The 16,550-nt window shown below is 73.6% G+C and carries 16 protein-coding genes and 2 pseudogenes; 10 read left to right on the top strand and 8 right to left on the bottom strand.

Features of this window, described 5'->3' with window-relative positions; all coding sequences use genetic code 11:
• Positions 1-8: 8 nt before the first annotated feature.
• Positions 9-1,256 (bottom strand): low temperature requirement protein A, encoded by a 1,248-nt coding sequence (locus QUE38_RS12440; RefSeq protein ID WP_286308557.1) that lies wholly within the window; start codon positions 1,254-1,256, stop codon positions 9-11.
• A gap of 54 nt (positions 1,257-1,310) precedes the next feature.
• On the opposite strand from QUE38_RS12440, the pseudogene QUE38_RS12435 reads away from it, so the two are divergent.
• From QUE38_RS12435 to QUE38_RS12425, 3 genes and pseudogenes are all read left to right on the top strand, one after another.
• Positions 1,311-3,013 (top strand): annotated as a pseudogene (locus tag QUE38_RS12435) (long-chain-fatty-acid--CoA ligase).
• Between the two features lie 26 nt (positions 3,014-3,039).
• Positions 3,040-3,996, top strand: a complete 957-nt coding sequence (locus tag QUE38_RS12430; protein WP_286308555.1) for an ornithine cyclodeaminase family protein — start codon at positions 3,040-3,042, stop codon at positions 3,994-3,996.
• A complete protein-coding gene (locus QUE38_RS12425) occupies positions 3,993-4,982 on the top strand; it encodes a proline racemase family protein (protein WP_286308554.1) in 990 nt (329 codons plus the stop codon). The genes QUE38_RS12430 and QUE38_RS12425 overlap by 4 nt, the downstream gene beginning before the upstream one ends.
• Here QUE38_RS12425 and QUE38_RS12420 read toward each other — a convergent pair.
• The 6 genes from QUE38_RS12420 to QUE38_RS12395 are packed head-to-tail and all read right to left on the bottom strand — an operon-like array spanning position 4,969 to position 9,317.
• Complete coding sequence (locus QUE38_RS12420; protein ID WP_286308552.1) at positions 4,969-5,136, bottom strand: ribonuclease HepT family protein; 168 nt, start codon at positions 5,134-5,136, stop codon at positions 4,969-4,971. The genes QUE38_RS12425 and QUE38_RS12420 overlap by 14 nt on opposite strands.
• Complete coding sequence (locus QUE38_RS12415) at positions 5,126-5,431, bottom strand: nucleotidyltransferase family protein (protein ID WP_286308551.1); 306 nt, start codon at positions 5,429-5,431, stop codon at positions 5,126-5,128. The genes QUE38_RS12420 and QUE38_RS12415 overlap by 11 nt, the downstream gene beginning before the upstream one ends.
• A gap of 42 nt (positions 5,432-5,473) precedes the next feature.
• A complete protein-coding gene (locus tag QUE38_RS12410) occupies positions 5,474-5,887 on the bottom strand; it encodes a molybdenum cofactor biosynthesis protein MoaE (protein WP_286308549.1) in 414 nt (137 codons plus the stop codon).
• Complete coding sequence (moaCB, locus tag QUE38_RS12405) at positions 5,880-6,953, bottom strand: bifunctional molybdenum cofactor biosynthesis protein MoaC/MoaB (protein WP_286308548.1); 1,074 nt, start codon at positions 6,951-6,953, stop codon at positions 5,880-5,882. The genes QUE38_RS12410 and moaCB overlap by 8 nt, the downstream gene beginning before the upstream one ends.
• Positions 6,950-8,140, bottom strand: coding sequence for a molybdopterin molybdotransferase MoeA (locus QUE38_RS12400; RefSeq protein WP_286308547.1), 1,191 nt, complete (start codon positions 8,138-8,140; stop codon positions 6,950-6,952). Before QUE38_RS12400 ends, moaCB begins: the two co-directional genes overlap by 4 nt.
• Positions 8,141-8,165: 25 nt before the next feature.
• Positions 8,166-9,317, bottom strand: coding sequence for a ThiF family adenylyltransferase (locus tag QUE38_RS12395; RefSeq protein WP_286308545.1), 1,152 nt, complete (start codon positions 9,315-9,317; stop codon positions 8,166-8,168).
• 118 nt (positions 9,318-9,435) lie between these two features.
• Here QUE38_RS12395 and QUE38_RS12390 point away from each other — a divergent pair, with 118 nt between their 5' ends.
• The 6 genes and pseudogenes from QUE38_RS12390 (at position 9,436) to QUE38_RS12365 (ending at position 15,251) form a co-directional block, all read left to right on the top strand.
• A complete protein-coding gene (locus QUE38_RS12390; RefSeq protein ID WP_286308544.1) occupies positions 9,436-9,852 on the top strand; it encodes a TOBE domain-containing protein in 417 nt (138 codons plus the stop codon).
• On the top strand, positions 9,849-10,631 hold the full coding sequence (gene modA, locus QUE38_RS12385) for a molybdate ABC transporter substrate-binding protein (protein WP_286308543.1): 783 nt from the start codon (positions 9,849-9,851) through the stop codon (positions 10,629-10,631). Before QUE38_RS12390 ends, modA begins: the two co-directional genes overlap by 4 nt.
• A 91-nt stretch (positions 10,632-10,722) precedes the next feature.
• Positions 10,723-11,507, top strand: a pseudogene (locus QUE38_RS17855) (ABC transporter permease).
• The gene (locus tag QUE38_RS12375; RefSeq protein ID WP_286308542.1) at positions 11,504-12,235 is read left to right on the top strand and encodes a sulfate/molybdate ABC transporter ATP-binding protein; all 732 of its coding nucleotides are present in this window, start codon (positions 11,504-11,506) and stop codon (positions 12,233-12,235) included. The pseudogene QUE38_RS17855 and the gene QUE38_RS12375 overlap by 4 nt, the downstream one beginning before the upstream one ends.
• A gap of 61 nt (positions 12,236-12,296) precedes the next feature.
• Positions 12,297-13,718, top strand: a complete 1,422-nt coding sequence (locus QUE38_RS12370; protein WP_433996906.1) for an MFS transporter — start codon at positions 12,297-12,299, stop codon at positions 13,716-13,718.
• A gap of 63 nt (positions 13,719-13,781) precedes the next feature.
• The gene (locus QUE38_RS12365) at positions 13,782-15,251 is read left to right on the top strand and encodes an MDR family MFS transporter (RefSeq protein WP_286308540.1); all 1,470 of its coding nucleotides are present in this window, start codon (positions 13,782-13,784) and stop codon (positions 15,249-15,251) included.
• 49 nt (positions 15,252-15,300) lie between these two features.
• Here QUE38_RS12365 and QUE38_RS12360 read toward each other — a convergent pair whose 3' ends face one another.
• On the bottom strand, positions 15,301-15,876 hold the full coding sequence (locus QUE38_RS12360; protein WP_286308539.1) for an NADPH-dependent F420 reductase: 576 nt from the start codon (positions 15,874-15,876) through the stop codon (positions 15,301-15,303).
• A gap of 86 nt (positions 15,877-15,962) precedes the next feature.
• Here QUE38_RS12360 and QUE38_RS12355 point away from each other — a divergent pair, with 86 nt between their 5' ends.
• Positions 15,963-16,538, top strand: coding sequence for a MarR family winged helix-turn-helix transcriptional regulator (locus tag QUE38_RS12355; RefSeq protein ID WP_350227474.1), 576 nt, complete (start codon positions 15,963-15,965; stop codon positions 16,536-16,538).
• Positions 16,539-16,550 lie beyond the last annotated feature (12 nt).

Below are 16,550 nucleotides of genomic sequence, written 5' to 3'. Positions count from 1 at the left end.
GCCCGCCCTCAGAGCGCGTCGAGCGCGCGCCTGATGTGCCGGTCGCCGTACAGCTCGTAGCCGACGACGCTGATCCACGGGGCGACCGTGAGCACGAGGATCGGCCACGCGATCGAGACGCCCGCCATCGCGAGCAGGACCGCGGCGACGATCGTGACCACGGTGCCGACCAACAACCAGGTGTGCACCGCGTCGCGCCCGGGCAGGAGCAGGTGGAAGGCGCCGTACACGGCGAGCACGTAGAGGGCGAGGGGCACCGCGACGGTCAGCGTCGTCGCGACCTCGTCGAGCTCGCTGTGGTGCTCCAGGTAGTAGGCGACGGCGTGCAGCCCGGCCCCGACCGCGGCGATGGTCGTGTAGATCGCCAGATGCGAGTAGGCCCAGCGCACGCCGAGGTCGCGCCGCTTGCCGAGGATCTCGCCGTGCGGCAGCGAGAAGTACACCCACCACATGCCGACCACCATGGCGATGCCCGAGAACGCGAGCACGCCCGCGTCGACGGTCCAGCCGACCTCGGTCGTGAGCGCGCCGACCGCCGTGGTGGTGCCGAGCACGACCTCGCCGAACGTGATGATGCCGAGCAGCCCGAAGCGCTCCGCGATGTGGTGGGGGTGGATGGGCAGGCGCCCCTCCTGCCGCTCGAGCAGCGCCGAGCCGCCGACCTCGACGAGGTAGAGCGTGCCCATGAGCACCAGCACCGCGGGCATCGGCAGCGGCACGAACGCCGTCACGATCCAGCCCAGCTGCGCCGCGGAGATGAGCCAGACGTACCCGAGCAGCACGCGGCGGTGCTCGGGGTCGTTGCGCGCGGCCCGCAACCAGAGGCTCACCATCGACAGCCGCATGATCACGTAGCCCGTGACGATGACGTCGTTGTCGAGCACGCCCTCGTCGAAGCCCGCGAAGAGGTCGCCGATGCCGAGGGCCAGGATGGTGACGCCGAGCATCTGCACCATCGTCGCGATGCGGAAGCCCCAGTCGTCGGTGTCGTACGCCGACGCGAACCAGGCGAACGTCATCCACGCCCAGATGATCGCGAACATGCAGAACAGGAACGCCGCGATGCCCGTCCAGACGTGACCGGCCGAGAGGCTGTGCGCGAGCTCGGACCCGGCGATCGAGAACGCGACGACGAGCGTCAGGTCGTACAGGAGTTCCAGCGGCGTGGCCGCGCGGTGCGGGTCCTTCGGGTTGCGCCCCGTCATCGGGACGAGCCCGTGCGGGCTGCGCGTGCGGCCGGGTTCGGTGCTGCTCATACCGGTCACCCTAGCGACGGCGCATGCTGCCGCGGGGAAGGCCGACGGGGCAGGATGGGGCATGTGACGAGCAACCCGTTCGAGTCCAGGCCGTGGCTGTCGGCGTACGCGGAGGGCGTGCGGCCCGAGATCGAGGAGCCGACGCAGACGCTGCCCGAGATGCTCGCGGCGAGCGTGACGGCGCACGGGAAGCGGCCGGCGCTCGAGTTCTTCGGGGCGGTCACGACCTACCGCGAGCTCGGCGAGCAGGTCGCGCGGGCCGCCGAGGGACTGCGCCGGCTCGGGGTGACGGCGGGCGACCGGGTGGCGATCGTGCTGCCCAACTGCCCGCAGCACGTCGTCGCGTTCTACGCCGCACTGCGGCTCGGGGCCATCGTGATCGAGCACAACCCGCTCTACACCGCGCGCGAGCTGCGCCACCAGTTCGAGGACCACGGCGCGCGAGTCGCCATCGTCTGGGACAAGACGGTCGACACGATCGCCGGGTTCCCGAGCGACCTGCGCGTCGAGCACGTCGTGAGCGTCGACCTGACGAAGGCGATGCCGCTGCGCACGCGCCTCGCGCTGCGCCTGCCGATCCCGAAGGCACGGGCGGCGCGCGCCAAGCTGACGGGGCGGCCCCAGGGGCATCCGCTCGCCTGGAAGCAGTTGCTCGACCACCGGCGCGTCTCGCGGCGCGTGCCCGGCCCGGCGATCGACGACACCGCGCTGCTGCAGTACACGAGCGGCACGACCGGCACGCCGAAGGGGGCGATCCTCACGCATCGGGCGCTGCGTGCGAACGCCATGCAGGGCGTCGCCTGGGTGCCCGGGCTCGAGATCGGCGGCGAGACGTTCTACGGCGTGCTGCCGCTGTTCCACGCCTACGGCATGACGCTGTGCCTCACGACCGCGATGAGCATCGGGGCGAAGCTCGTGCTCTTCCCCACGTTCGACGTCGGGCTCGTCACGACCGCCGCGAAGCAGAGCCCCCGACCTTCCTGCCCGCGGTACCGCCGATCTACGACCGGCTCGCCGACGCGGCGTCGCGTGGCGAGGTCGACCTGTCGCACGTCCGCTTCGCGATCTCGGGGGCGATGAGCCTGCCCGCCGAGACCATCTCGCGCTGGGAGGAGGTCACCGGGGGCCTCCTCGTCGAGGGCTACGGCATGACCGAGACCTCGCCGCTCGCGGTCGGCAATCCGATGGGGCCGACCAGGCGGCCCGGCACGGTGGGTGTGCCGTTCCCGAGCACCGAGATCCGCATCGTCGACCCGGACGACACGTCGGTCGACCGCCGACTCGGCGAGGCGGGCGAGCTGCTGATCCGCGGGCCGCAGGTGTTCGGCGGGTACTGGCGGCGACCGATCGAGACCACCGCGGCGCTGCTGCCGGGCGGCTGGCTGCGCACCGGCGACATCGTCACCGCCGACGCCGACGGGTTCATCACGATCGTCGACCGCATCAAGGAGCTCATCATCACGGGCGGCTTCAACGTCTCGCCGTCCGAGGTCGAGGGCGCGCTCGAGACGCACCCCGACGTCGTGGCATCGGCGGCGGTCGGCCTGCCGAGCCCGCGCGGCGGCGAGGAGGTGGTGGCCGCGGTCGTGCTGCGCGAGGGCGCCTTCCTCGACTCCGACGGGCTGCGCGACCACTGCCGCGAGCGCCTCGCCGCCTACAAGGTGCCGCGCCGCGTCGTCGAGCTCGACGACCTGCCGCGCTCGCTCATCGGCAAGGTGCTGCGAGCGCAGGTGCGGGCGCAGCTGCTGGCGGAGTGAGGCGGCCGGCCGCGTACGCTGGCAGCGTGGTCGACCAGGGCTCGCCTCCGTTCATCGGCGCCGACGCGGTGCGCGGGGCGCTCTCGATGCGCGGCGCGATCGACGCGATCGCCCGGGCGCTCCCGCTGGTCGACGCCGACGCGCAGCCGGCCCGGGTCGCAGCTCCGCTCAGCGGCGGCCAGTTCCTGCTCATGCCGAGCGAGCTCGGTGCGGTGGCCGGATGCAAGGTGCTGACCGTCGCCGACCCCGAACGCGCGCCCGAGGCGACCGAGCGCATCCAGGGCGTCATGCTGCTGTTCGACGCGCGAACGCTCGCGCCGCGGGCGATCGTCGACGGCGCGGCGCTCACGTCGCTGCGCACGCCGGCGGTGTCGGCGGCGATCGCCGACCTGGTGACACCGACGGATGCCTCGACGCTGGCCGTGTTCGGCACCGGGCCGCAGGCACGATCGCACGTGGAGGCCATGCGCGCGATCCGGCCCATCGAACGGGTGCTCGTCGTCGCGCGCACCCACGAGCGCGCCGCCGCGGCCGCGGCCGACTGGGCGTTCGATGGCCTCGAGGTGCTGCCCGCCGATCCCGGCATCGTCGCCGAGGCCGACCTCATCGTCTGCGCGACCACCGCCGCCCGGCCGGTGCTCGCCTCCGCCGACGTGCCCGCGCACGCCACCGTCGTGGCGATCGGCTCGCACGAGCCCCACCGCCGCGAGCTGCCCGCCGACCTCCTCGGCCGCAGCCACGTCGTGGTCGAGGGGCACCGGGTCGCCGCGACCGAGGCGGGCGACGTGATCCTCGCGATCGCCGACGGCGCGCTGGACGAGGCGCGCCTGCTCACCGCCCGCGACCTCGCGACCGGCCAGGCGACGGTCGACTTCGACCGGCCTCGCGTGGTGAAGACCTGCGGCATGGCCTGGCAGGACGTGGTGGTCGCCGCGGCGGTCGCCGAGCGAGCCGGCGCACCCACGGGAGGCACCCCCGCATGACCCTCACGATCACCACCGAGGACTGGCACACCGCCGGCGAGCCGTTCCGCATCGTCACGTCGGTCGACACCGTCGGCGCGACCGTCGCCGAGCGCCGCGCGAATGCGATGACCGGCGAGCCCGACCGCCTGCGCCGTTTCCTCTGCCTCGAGCCGCGCGGCCACGACGACATGTACGGCGGATTCGTGACGCCGCCCGACGACGAGGGCGCCGACTTCGGCGTGCTGTTCTGGCACAAGGACGGCTTCTCGACCGCGTGCGGTCACGGCACGATGGCGCTCGGCGCGTGGGCGGTGGCGACGGGCCGGGTGCCGGCTCCCGACGACGGCGAGGCGGTCGTCTCGATCGACGTGCCGAGCGGTCGCGTGCAGGCGCGCGTGCAGCGCGAGGCGGGGCGCACGACCGCCGTGGTGTTCCGCAGCGTGCCGTCGCGCGTGCTGCAACGAGGCATCCGCCTCGACACCTCGCGGGGCACCGTCGACGTCGACCTCGCGTACGGCGGCGCGGTCTACGCGAGCGTGCCGACAACCGCGCTCGGCCTCCAGGTGCGGCGAGCGGATGCCCCTGAGCTGATCCGCCTCGGACGCGAGATCAAGTGGGCCCTGAACGACCACCCCGCCGCCCGGCTCGACGACGCGCGCCTCTCGGGCGTCTACGGCACGATCCTGCACGACGATCTCGGCCGCGCCGACGACGGTCCGTGGCAGCGCAACGTGACGATCTTCGCCGACGGCGAGGTCGACCGCTCGCCGTGCGGCTCGGGCACGGCGGCGCGCGTGGCCCTCCTCGCCGACTCGGGCGAGCTCGCCGCCGGCGAGTGGCTCACCCACGACTCGATCGTCGACACGCGCTTCCGTGCCCGCGTGGCGGAGACGGTCGCCGACGGCGTGATCCCCGAGGTCACCGGCAACGCCCACCCCGTCGGCACCTGCACCTTCACCGAGGCGCCGGGCGACCCGCTGCCCCTGGGCTTCAGCCTGCGCTGAGGTGCCAGGTTGTGATCTCGAATTGACGCTCGACCGCGGACCGACGGAGGTCGTCGCCGAAGTACTCTTCAGCCGACATGCCTGCGATGAACGCGGCGATCCGGTCGGCCGCATTGCGCACGTCCCAGAGGAACGCCGCCGACTCAGGCCGCATAGAGTTCCTCGGCCGTCGCGACCGCACCTGCCTCGAAGTACGGGTTGCGGATCGCGTCCGCCATGACGAGGTCCACCCGTCGCCCGAACAGTTCCTCGAGGTCTTCCTTCAACCCGAAGTACGCGTCGAACGGGTCAGCCACCCCTTGCTGGAACTCGACGAGCAGGTCGACATCGCTGTGCACCTCATCGAACCGGTCGCCGGTCGCAGAGCCGAAGACTCGCATCCGGCGCACACCCCGCGCACGACACACCGCCGCGACGGCGTCGCGGTCGACACGCACCCGGAGGGTCATGCGTCGAGTGTAGCGACGGGGCACTCGCGGAGGGCGGTAGCGCTACAGGTTCACCCACTCGGTCGTGCCGCCCGCGAGGTGCTGGCGCTTCCAGATGGGGGTGCGCTCCTTGATGCGGTCGACGAGGGCGGCGCAGGCCGCGAAGGCCTCGGCGCGGTGGGGGGCGGCGACGGATGCCACGAGGGCCACGTCCCCGATCGCCAGCGCGCCGTACCGGTGGGCCGCGGCCACGCGCAGCCCGGTCTCGGCCGCGACCTCGGCGCACGTCTCGCGCAGGAAGCGCTCGGCGTCGGGGTGGGCCTGGTACTCGAGCGAGCTCACGGACTCGCCGTGGTCGTGGTCGCGGATGACGCCCTCGAACGTCACGACCGCGCCGTCCTGGCGCGTGGTGACGAAGGACTCGATCGCGGCGCGGTCGAGGGGCTCGGTGGTGACGAACGCGAACACGTCAGGCATGGGAGCCTCCGTGGTGCGAGCCGTGCCCGCCGCCGGCGCGGTGGTCGCCGCCGTCGAGCTGGTCGAGCACGTGCGGCAGCAGGTCGGCCAGCACGTCGAGCCCGTCGGCGACGCCGCCACGCGAGCCGGGCAGGTTCACGATGATCGTGCCGCCCGCGACGCCGGCGAGGGCGCGGCTGACGGCCGCGGTCGGGGTCTTCGCCCGGCCCGCGGTGCGGATCGCCTCGGCGATGCCGGGCAGCTCGCGGTCGAGCACCGCCGCGGTGGCCTCGGGAGTGCGGTCGCCCGGGTGCACGCCGGTGCCGCCGGTCGTGAGCAGCACCCGCGGCCCGCGCGCGACGGCCGCGGCGATCGCGGGGGTGATGTCGGCGTCGGCGACCACGGTCGGCTCCGCCACGTCGAAGCCCATGGCGGCGAGGCGCGCGGCGATCACGGGGCCGGTCTCGTCGGCGTAGACGCCGGTCGCGGCACGGGTCGACGACACGATCACCTCGGCGGTGCGCCGGGCGGGCGGCGCCGGCTCAGGGGCATCCGCTCGCTGTGCAGGCTCGGCCGGCTCAGGGGCATCCGCTGCGCTGACCGAACCGGCCTGCTCACCCGCATCCGCCCGCCAGTGCCCGCGCTTGCCGCCGGTCTTCTCGACCAGGCGGATGCCGCCGAGCACCGCGCCCGGGTCGACGGCCTTGATCATGTCGTGCAGCGTGAGGCCGGCGACCGCAACAGCGGTGAGCGCCTCCATCTCGACGCCGGTCTTGCCCGTGACGGCGACGGTCGCGCGGATCGCGATCGACGTCTCCCCCAGCTCGAAGTCGAGCGACACCTTCTCGAGCGGCAGGATGTGCGCGAGCGGGATGAGCTCGCTCGTGCGCTTGGCACCCGCGATGCCGGCGATGCGCGCGGTCGGCAGCACGTCGGCCTTCGGCAGGTCGTCGGCGCGCACGAGCGCGAGCACCTCGGCGGTCGTGTCGAGGCGGCCCTCGGCGACGGCGACCCGGCGCGTCACGGCCTTGGCGCCGACGTCGACCATGCGGGCGCGACCGTCGTCGTCGAGGTGGGTGAGGCTCATAGCTCCACCGTATCCACGAGGGCGCCGGCGGCGAGTTCGGTGACGTCCTCGGGCACCACGAAGAGCAGGTCAGATGCCGCGAGGGCCGCGACCAGGTGCGAGCCGGGGCCGCCGACCGGTGCGACCGTGCCGTCTGCGGTCAGGCGTCCGCGCCGGAACTGGCGCTTGCCCGCGACCGAGTCGACGGGCTCCGCGAGCGGGAGCCGGGCCTCGCGAGCAGCGGGCAGCTTCGCGATCGCCCGCAGCACCGGCGCGACGAACACCTCGAACGAGATCTGCGCGCTCACCGGGTTGCCCGGGAACGCGACGACCGGCACGCGCCGGTACACCCCGACCGCCTGCGGCCCGCCGGGCTGCATCGCGACCGACCCGACCCACGCGCCGAGCGGCTCGAGCAGCTCGCGCACGACCTCGTAGGCGCCCTGCGAGATACCGCCCGAGGTGATGACGAGCTCGGCGCCCACGTCGACGGCGGCGTCGAGCTCGGCACGGAACCGATCGACATCGTCGCGCACGCGTCCGCGATGCACGACCGCGGCACCGGTCGCCGCCACGGCCGCGGTGAGCGCGACGCCGTTCGCGTCGGGCAGCTCGCCGGGCGCGAGGCGGGTGCCGGCCTCGACGAGTTCCGACCCGGTGGAGACGACCGCGACGCGGACGCGCTCGCGGACGAGCAGGTGGGTGAGGCCGCTCGCCGCGGCGGCGGCCAGGTGGCGCGAGGCGAGGCGGATGCCCGGGGGCAGTACGTCGTCCCCCTCCGCGAGGTCGGAGCCGGCCTCGCGCACGTAGGTGCCCGCGGCGACGGGCGCGCCGATGCGCACCTGCTCGGTGCCGCGATCGGTGTCCTCGATGCGCACGACCGCGTCGGCACCCTCGGGCATGGGCGCGCCGGTCATGATGCGCACCGCGCTGCCGGGCTCGAGCGGGGCGGGCTCGCCGGGCGCGGCGGCGACCTCGCCGGTGACGGGCAGCGCCAGCGGGGCATCCGTCGTGTCGGCCGCCCGCACCGCGTAGCCGTCCATCTGCGCGTTGCGGAACGGGGGCAGCGCGATCGGCGACGCGGTCGGCGAGACGGTCACGCGACCGAGGGCGTCGGCGAGCGCCACGCGTTCGGCGGGCCTCGCGGACAGTCCGGTCAGCAGGCTGCGCACGTACCCCGCGTGCTCGTCGACCCCGATGCGGCTCATGCCCACGATTCTGCCAACTCCGCGGTCAGTAGCGCGGGAGGGCGGGGTCGACGGTCGCCGACCAGGCGTCGATGCCGCCGTCGAGGTGGCGGATGTCCTCGAAGCCGGCGTGGTCGAGCACGTGCAGCGCGTGCTGCGAGCGCACGCCGAGGTGGCAGATCGCGACGATGCGCGCCTCGCGGTCGAGCTCGTCGACGCGGGCGGCGAGCTCGCCGAGGGGGATGTTCACGGCACCGTCGAGTCGGGCGACGTCGAGCTCCCAGGGCTCGCGCACGTCGACGATGGTGAGCGGATGCCCCTGGGCGAGCTCGTCGGCCAGCTCGCGCGCGCTCAGGGTGTCGTGCGCGACGTGCTCCCGGCGGGAGTGGGCCGGCGGTGCCGCCGGTGCCGCCGGTGCCGCCGGTGCCGGCGCGGCCACGCGCGCAACGGGTTTCGGTTCGCTTTCCGGTACATCCGCGCGCCGGTAGACGATCTCGCGCGTGCGGCCCGAGAGCGCGTCGAACGTCGCGACCCGTCCGAGCATCGGCTCGCCGATGCCGGTCACGAGCTTCAGCACCTCGCCGGCCATCAGCCCGCCGACGACGGTGCAGACGCTCGGCAGGATGCCGTCGATGTCGCAGCTCAGCACCGCGTCGGGCGCGGGCGCCTCGGGGAACAGGTCGCGGTACGCAACGCCCCGCGCCTCCCACGAGACCCCGGCCTGGCCGGAGAACTTCGCCGACGAGCCCCACACGAGCGGGGCGCCGCGGCGCGCCGCCGCGTCGACGGCGACGTACCGGGTGCGGATGTCGTCGGTGCCGTCGACCACCACGTCCGCGTCCTCGAGCAGCGCGTCGGCGTTCGCCTCGCTGAAGCGCGCGGCGTGCGGGTGCACGAGAGTCTCGGGGCTGAGCGCCTCCGCGGCGTCCGCCGCCGACTCGACCTTCGCGCGCCCCACGTCGCCGGGGCCGTGCATGATCTGCCGGTGCAGGTTCGTCTCATCGACCACGTCGTCGTCGACGATCGTCACCCGCCCGACGCCGGCGGCGACGAGCACGGGCACGACCGCGCTGCCGAGCCCGCCCGCGCCGAGCACGACGACGTGGGCGGCGGCGAGCGCCTCCTGCCCCGCGGGGCCCACCCCGGGCAGGATGCGCTGGCGCTGGTACCGCGGGGAGGCCGGGTCGACGGGAGGCATGCTTTGATTCTCGCAAGCCCGCGCCCGCCGGGTGCCGGATCGGTGCCGATCGACCCGAAGCACCGCACACACGGCTAGAATCAGCGAGAGAGACCGTATCCACGGATCGGAGCGAGCCATGAAGGAGTTCCGCATCGCCGAGGCCGCCGCGCTGCTCGGCGTGAGCGACGACACCGTGCGCCGCTGGGCCGACCAGGGCCGCGTGCCCGTGCACCGCGCCGCGAACGGCATGCAGGTCATCGCGGGCACCGACCTCGTGCCGCTGCTCGGCGAGTCGGGCCCGGGCGCGGCCCTCGCCGACGCGTTCCCGTTCGCGGGCGCCTCGTCGCGCAACCGCTTCGTCGGGCTGGTGACCGCCGTCACGAAGGACGGCGTGATGGCCCAGGTCGACCTGCAGGCCGGTCCGTTCCGCGTGGTCTCGCTCATGACGCGCGAGGCCGCCGACGAGCTCGGCCTCGCCCCGGGCATGCTCGCCGCGGCGAGCGCCAAGGCCACGACCGTCGTCGTCGAGGTGCCCGGCACGGAGCGCCCGTGACGCGTCGGCACCGTCGGGGTGCGGGTGCCGCAGCGGCATCCGTCGTCGCCCTGGCCGCACTGAGCGGATGCTCCGGGAGCGACGCGTTCACGCCCGGCGACCCGCCCGGGGCGACCATCACGGTGTTCGCCGCAGCCTCGCTCACGGAGAGCTTCGAGCAGCTCGAGGCCGCGTTCGAGGCGGACCACCCGGGCGTCGAGGTCGCCCTCTCGTTCGGCGGCAGCGCGACGCTCGCGAGCCAGATCCTCGAGGGCGCCCCTGCCGACGTGTTCGCCGCGGCAGACGAGGCGACCATGCGACGAGTGGTCGACGCCGACGCGACCGCGACCGAACCGGAGGTGTTCGCGACGAACGCGCTCGCGCTGGCCGTGCCCGCCGGCAACCCCGGCGGCGTCACGGGCCTCGCCGACCTCGCCGACGACGACCTCGCGATCGCCCTCTGCGCACCGGAGGTGCCGTGCGGCGCGGCGACCGTCACCGTGCTCGACGCGGCCGGCATCGTCGCGGCCCCCGACACCCTCGAGCAGGACGTCAAGGCCGTGCTCACGCGCCTCGTGCTCGGCGAGGCCGACGCGGGCCTCGTCTACCGCACCGACGTGGTCGCGGCGGGCGACGCGGTCGAGCAGGTCGAGGCCGCGGGCACGGATGCGGCGGTCAACGCGTACCCGATCGCCGCCGTCGGCACCACCGAGAGCGCCGTCGCGCGCGAGTTCATCGCGTTCGTCCGCTCCGACACCGGGCAGGGGGTGCTCGCCGATGCCGGCTTCGGAGCGCCCTGACCCGGAGGCGGGCCCGGGCGCGCCGCCACGACCCGGCCGGCCCCACGGCATCCGCCCCGCCCGCGGCACCGCCGCCGCCCGACGCGGCCGCATGCCGGCCTCCCTCGTCGTGATCGCGATCCTCGCCCTCGCGGTGCTCGTGCTCCCCCTCGTCGCGCTCGTCGTGCGCGCCCCGTGGGCCGACCTGCCCGCGCTCGTCACGAGCGCCCCGGTGCTCGAGGCGCTGCGCCTGTCGCTCGTCACGGCAACGATCGCGACCGTCGCGTGCCTCGCCCTCGGCATCCCGCTCGCGATGCTGCTCGCCCACAGCGCCGACGCGCCCGCCCCGCTCCGCCGCCTGCTGCGCGCCGCGGTGACCGTGCCGCTGCTGCTCCCCCGGTCGTCGGCGGCATCGCCCTGCTGCTGCTCCTCGGTCGCCGCGGACTCATCGGCGGGTGGCTCGCAGAGACGTGGGGCGTCACCATCCCGTTCACGACCGGCGCCGTGATCATCGCGCAGGTGTTCGTCTCGATGCCGTTCCTCGTCTTCGCGGTCGAGGGCGCGCTGAGCGGCGCCGACCGCCGGGTCGAGCAGGCGGCCGCGACGCTCGGCGCCTCGCGCTGGCAGGTGTTCCGCCACGTCACGCTCCCCCTCGTCGCGCCGGGAGTCGCCGCGGGCGCGGTGCTCTGCTTCACGCGCGCGCTCGGCGAGTTCGGCGCGACCATCACGTTCGCCGGCTCCCTCCCGGGCGTCACGCGAACGCTGCCGGTCGCGAGCTACCTCGCCCTGCAGTCCGACCCCGACGAGGCGATCGCGATCGCGCTCGTGCTGCTCGCGGTCGCGGTCGCGGTGCTGCTGCTCCTGCGCGACCGCTGGGTTCCGGGGGTGCGGGCGTGAACGGCGACGGATGCCTCGCCGGCACGCTCACCGCCCGCCGCGGCGAGCTCGACGTGACGATCGACCTCGACGTCGCCCCGGGTCGCACGCTCGCGCTCTTCGGCCCGAACGGCGCGGGCAAGTCGACCGCGCTCGCCGCGATCGCGGGGCTCGTGCCGCTCGAGCAGGGGCGCCTGCGCCTCGGCGATCGGGTGCTGGCGGATGCCTCGACCGGGCGCGCGCTCGCCCCCGAAGCGCGGCGCGTCGGGGTCGTGTTCCAGGACTACCTGCTGTTCGGCCACCTCAGCGTGCGCGACAACGTGGCGTTCGCGTCGCGCATGGCGGGCGCCTCGCGCCGCGCGTCGCGCGAGGCGGCGGACCGCTGGCTCGAGCGTGTGGGGGCGGGCGGCCTCGCCGCGAGGCATCCGCTCGCCCTCTCGGGTGGCCAGCAGCAGCGCGTCGCCGTGGCCCGCGCACTCGCCGCGGACCCGGATGCGCTGCTGCTCGACGAGCCGCTCTCGGCGCTCGACGTCGAGGTGCGCGCCGACCTGCGCCGCGAGCTCGCCGACCACGTGCGCGGCTTCGCCGGCCCGACGATCCTGGTCACGCACAGCCTCGCCGACGCGGCGATCGCCGACGAGGTCGCCGTGCTCGAACAGGGAGTCGTGACCCAGCGCGGCACGCTCGACGACCTGCGACGGGCACCCGCGACGCCGTACGTCGAGCGCCTCGTGCACGCTGCAGCCTGAGCCGAACGCCCCTGCAACCTCGCCGGTGGTAGACCGGTACGGGCGACGAGCGAGGAGCGCAGTGACGACGACGGACACCGTGGGATTCGGCGGGCAGCGCGGCCCCGTGCTCATCGCCCTGATGCTCTCGACGGGGCTCGTCGCGATCGAGGCGACCATCCTGGCCACGGCGGTGCCGACGATCGTGGCCGACATCGGCGGGTTCGCGTCGTTCCCGTGGCTGTTCTCGGCGTACCTGCTCGCGCAGGCGGTGACCGTGCCGGTCTACTCCAAGCTCGCCGACACGATCGGACGCAAGTCGATCATGCTGGTCGGCATCAGCCTGTTCCTCGTCGGGTCGATCCTGTGCGGCGTGGCGTGGAGCATGGGCGCGCTCATCGCGTTCCGCGCGGTGCAGGGGCTCGGCGCAGGCGCCGTCATGCCGATGGCGGTGACCATCGCGGGCGACCTGTACAACGTGCGCGAGCGCGCCAAGGTCACGGGGTACTTCGGCTCGGTCTGGGCGGCCGCATCGGTGGTCGGCCCGACGCTCGGCGGGCTGTTCGCCGAGTTCGCGACCTGGCGGTGGATCTTCTTCGTGAACATCCCGCTGTGCATCGTCGCGATCTGGATGATCGTGCGGCTCTACCACGAGCAGCTCGAGCCGCGGCAGCACCGCATCGACGTCGCCGGCGCCGTCACGCTCACCCTCGGCCTCACCGCCGTGATCCTCGGCCTGCTCGAGGGCGGGCAGGCGTGGGCCTGGTCGTCGTGGCAGTCGCTCACCGCATTCGGGTTCGGCGCGGTCATGCTCATCGTCTTCGCGTTCGTCGAACGGCACGCGGCCGAGCCGGTGCTGCCGATCGCGATCCTGTCGCGACGGCTCATCCTCACCACGTCGCTCATCTCGATGGGCGTCGGCGCCGCGCTCATCGGCCTCACCTCGTACGTGCCGACCTTCCTCGAAGTCACCACGGGCGTGAGCCCGATCATCGGCGGGCTCGCGGTCGCGAGCATCAGCATCGGCTGGCCGATCGCGTCGTCGCAGTCGGCGAAGATCTACACCCGCATCGGCTTCCGTGCGACCGCCTTCATCGGGCTCGCGGTCGCGATGTTCGGCACGGCGGCCCTCTTCGTGGCATCCGCCTGGCCCAACCCCGTCACCACCGCGATCTCGTGCCTGTTCGTCGGGTTCGGCCTGGGCCTCGCCACCACCCCGACGCTCGTCGCCGCGCAGTCGTCGGTGCCGTGGCACGAGCGCGCGGTCGTCACCGGCACCAACCGCTTCACCCGCTCGATCGGTAGCGCGGTCGGCGTGGCGGTGTTCGGCACCATCGCCAACGCGATCGTGCTGGCATCGATGGGCGGGCCCGAGTCGCCCGAGGCGATCCAGCAGGCGTCGAGCGCCGTGTTCCTCGCGGCCTTCGTCGCCGCGGTGCTCACCGTCGGCGCGGCGATCGCGATGCCCCGCGTGCGCGTGGAGGACCTGGAGGCCTCCACGTAGCATCGGGAATGCGCGTGCCGTCGTCGCGTTGCACCAAGGGTTCGCATCGTTACGAGGGGGCGCATGGCCGAGACCGTTTCCGTGGGCTTCCGATCCGATCGCGGTCCCATCCTCATCGCCCTGATGCTGTCGACGGGGCTCATCGCGATCGACGCGACGATCCTCGCGACCGCGGTGCCCTCGGTGGTCGACGACCTGGGCGGGTTCTCGCAGTTCCCGTGGCTCTTCTCGATCTACCTGCTCGCGCAGGCCGTCTCGACGCCGGTGTACGCGAAGCTCGCCGACACGATCGGCCGCAAGCCCCTCATGCTGTTCGGCGTCGGGGTGTTCCTCGTCGGCTCGATCCTCTGCGGGTTCGCGTGGGACATGGGCTCGCTCATCGTGTTCCGCGCGATCCAGGGGTTCGGCGCCGGTGCGGTGATGCCGATCTCGGTGACGATCGCGGGCGACATCTACACGGTGCGCGAGCGGGCGAAGGCGCAGGGCTACCTCGCGAGCGTGTGGGCGATCTCGTCGGTCGTCGGGCCGACCCTCGGCGGCCTGTTCTCGGAGTACCTGTCGTGGCGGTGGATCTTCTTCGTGAACATCCCGCTGTGCCTCATCGCCGCGTGGATGCTCCTCCGCAACTACCACGAGCAGCTCGAGCCGCGTCGGCATCGGCTCGACATCGCCGGTGCCTCGACGCTGACCGTGGGCCTCACGCTCGTGATCCTCGGCCTGCTCGAGGGCGGCCAGGCCTGGGCGTGGCTGTCGTGGCAGAGCGCGGTCGCGTTCGGCGCCGGCGGGGTGCTGCTGGTCGTCTTCGGGTTCATCGAGCGTCGTGCGGCCGAGCCCGTGCTGCCGCTCTGGATCTTCCAGCGCCGGCTCATCCTCACGACCTCGCTCATCGGGCTCGGGGTGGGCGCCGCCCTCATCGGGCTCACGTCGTACGTGCCGACCTTCCTCGAGACCTCCGCGGGCGTGACCCCGCTCGTCTCCGGGCTCGCCGTCGCCGCGCTCACGCTCGGCTGGCCGATCGCCGCGTCGCAGTCCGGCCGGCTCTACCTGCGCATCGGGTTCCGACCGACCGCGTTCATCGGGCTCTCGATCACGGTCGTCGGCACGGCCATGCTGTACCTCTTCGCCGCCTCGCCGAGTGCCGTGCTCTCGGCCATCGCGTGCTTCGTCGTGGGCGTCGGGATGGGCCTCGTGGCGACCCCGACGCTCATCGCCGCGCAGTCGTCGGTGCCGTGGAACGAGCGCGGGGTCGTGACCGGCACGAACATGTTCACCCGCTCGATCGGCAGCGCCGTCGGCGCGGCCGTGTTCGGCGCGGTGGCGAACGCCATCATCGCCCGCTCGGGGCTCGGCAGCGACTCTCCCGAGGCGATCCAGCAGGCGGCATCCGCCGTGTTCCTCGCGGTCATGGTGGCGGCCGTGCTCACGCTGCTCGCCGCGGTGGCGATGCCGCGCGCCCGCGTCGACGACGTGGAGCTGCGCGCGCCGGAGGAGGCGCCGGTCTCGCCGGCCTCGCCGAGCGCACCGCCCGCGTGACGGTGGCGGGCGCTTCGACGCCCGCCACCGCCCGGAACCGGGTCGGACCTTACGCGGCCTTCGCGACGGCGAAGCCCTCGGTCCAGCCGATGCGCTCGCTCACCGCGAGCGTGAGCTGCAGGAAGCCGATCGACTCGAGCTCGCGGGCCCGCGACAGGGCGCCCGCGTCGATCACCGTGAGGCCGCCGGCCTCGAGCACGCCGGCGAGCGCCTGCTTCGCATCGGCGTCGTCACCCGCGACGAGCACGGTCGTGGGCACGCCGCCCACGGTCTTGGCGGCGAGCGTGCCGGCGAAGTTCGTGTTGAACGCCTTCAGCACCTTCGAGTCGGGCAGTGCGGCCGCGATCTCGGCCGCGGCCGACGAGTCGGCCGGCACGACGAGCGAGTCGAAGGTCGAGAAGTCGAGCGGGTTGGTGATGTCGACGACGGCCTTGCCGGCGAGGGCAGCGCCGTGGGTCGCGATGATGGCGGCGACCTCGGGGTAGGGCACGGCGAGCACGACGATGTCGCCCTCGATCGGGCCGGCCTCGCGACCCACGTACTGCACGCTGGTGCCGCCGTCGGCGAGCACTGCGCCGATCGCCTGGCCCATGTTGCCGTTGCCGATGATGCTGACCGTGGTCATTGCTGGTCTCCGTCCATTTGGTTGTGGGAACAACTGAATAGTAGACACAGATTGGTTGACGCGTCAACTTTCGCTAGACTGGCGGCATGGAGCTGCAGACGACGAGCGCGACGGTGCCCGAGGCGACCGGCCCTGCGACGACCGGCCCAGCCGTGACCGACCCGGCCATGACGGACACCGAGGAGGCCGCCTGGGTGCGCCTCGTCGCGCTCACCGAGCTGCTCCCGGGCGTGCTCGACGCGCAGCTGCTGCGCGACGCCCAGATCACGCACTTCGAGTACCTGGTGCTCATGACGCTCGCGTCATCGCCCGACCGCACGTCGCGCATGACGCGGCTCGCGTCGCGCACGAACGCGACGCTCCCCCGGCTCTCGCACGTCGCCAAGCGCCTCGAGCAGCGCGGGCTCATCGAGCGCTTCCCCTGCCCGGAGGACCGCCGAGCCACGAACGCGCGCCTCACCGACGCGGGCCTCGAACTGCTCGACGACGCCGCACCCGGCCACCTCGAGACCGCGCGGCACTACGTGCTCGACGCGCTCGGCCCCGACGACCTCGACCGCCTGTACGAGCTCGCGGGCGTGCTGCTCGAACGACTCGACCCCGAGGGTCGCATGACCGCCACCGCATGCCACCCCGCGAAGGCGGCGCCGACCGCGTCCTGACCGACTCCGGAA

Origin of the sequence: Agromyces mangrovi, from assembly GCF_030296695.1 — a bacterium.
Lineage (GTDB): Bacteria > Actinomycetota > Actinomycetes > Actinomycetales > Microbacteriaceae > Agromyces > Agromyces mangrovi.
The sequence above is the reverse complement of the archived record's forward strand: the minus strand, read 5'-3'. Positions and strand labels throughout refer to the sequence as shown.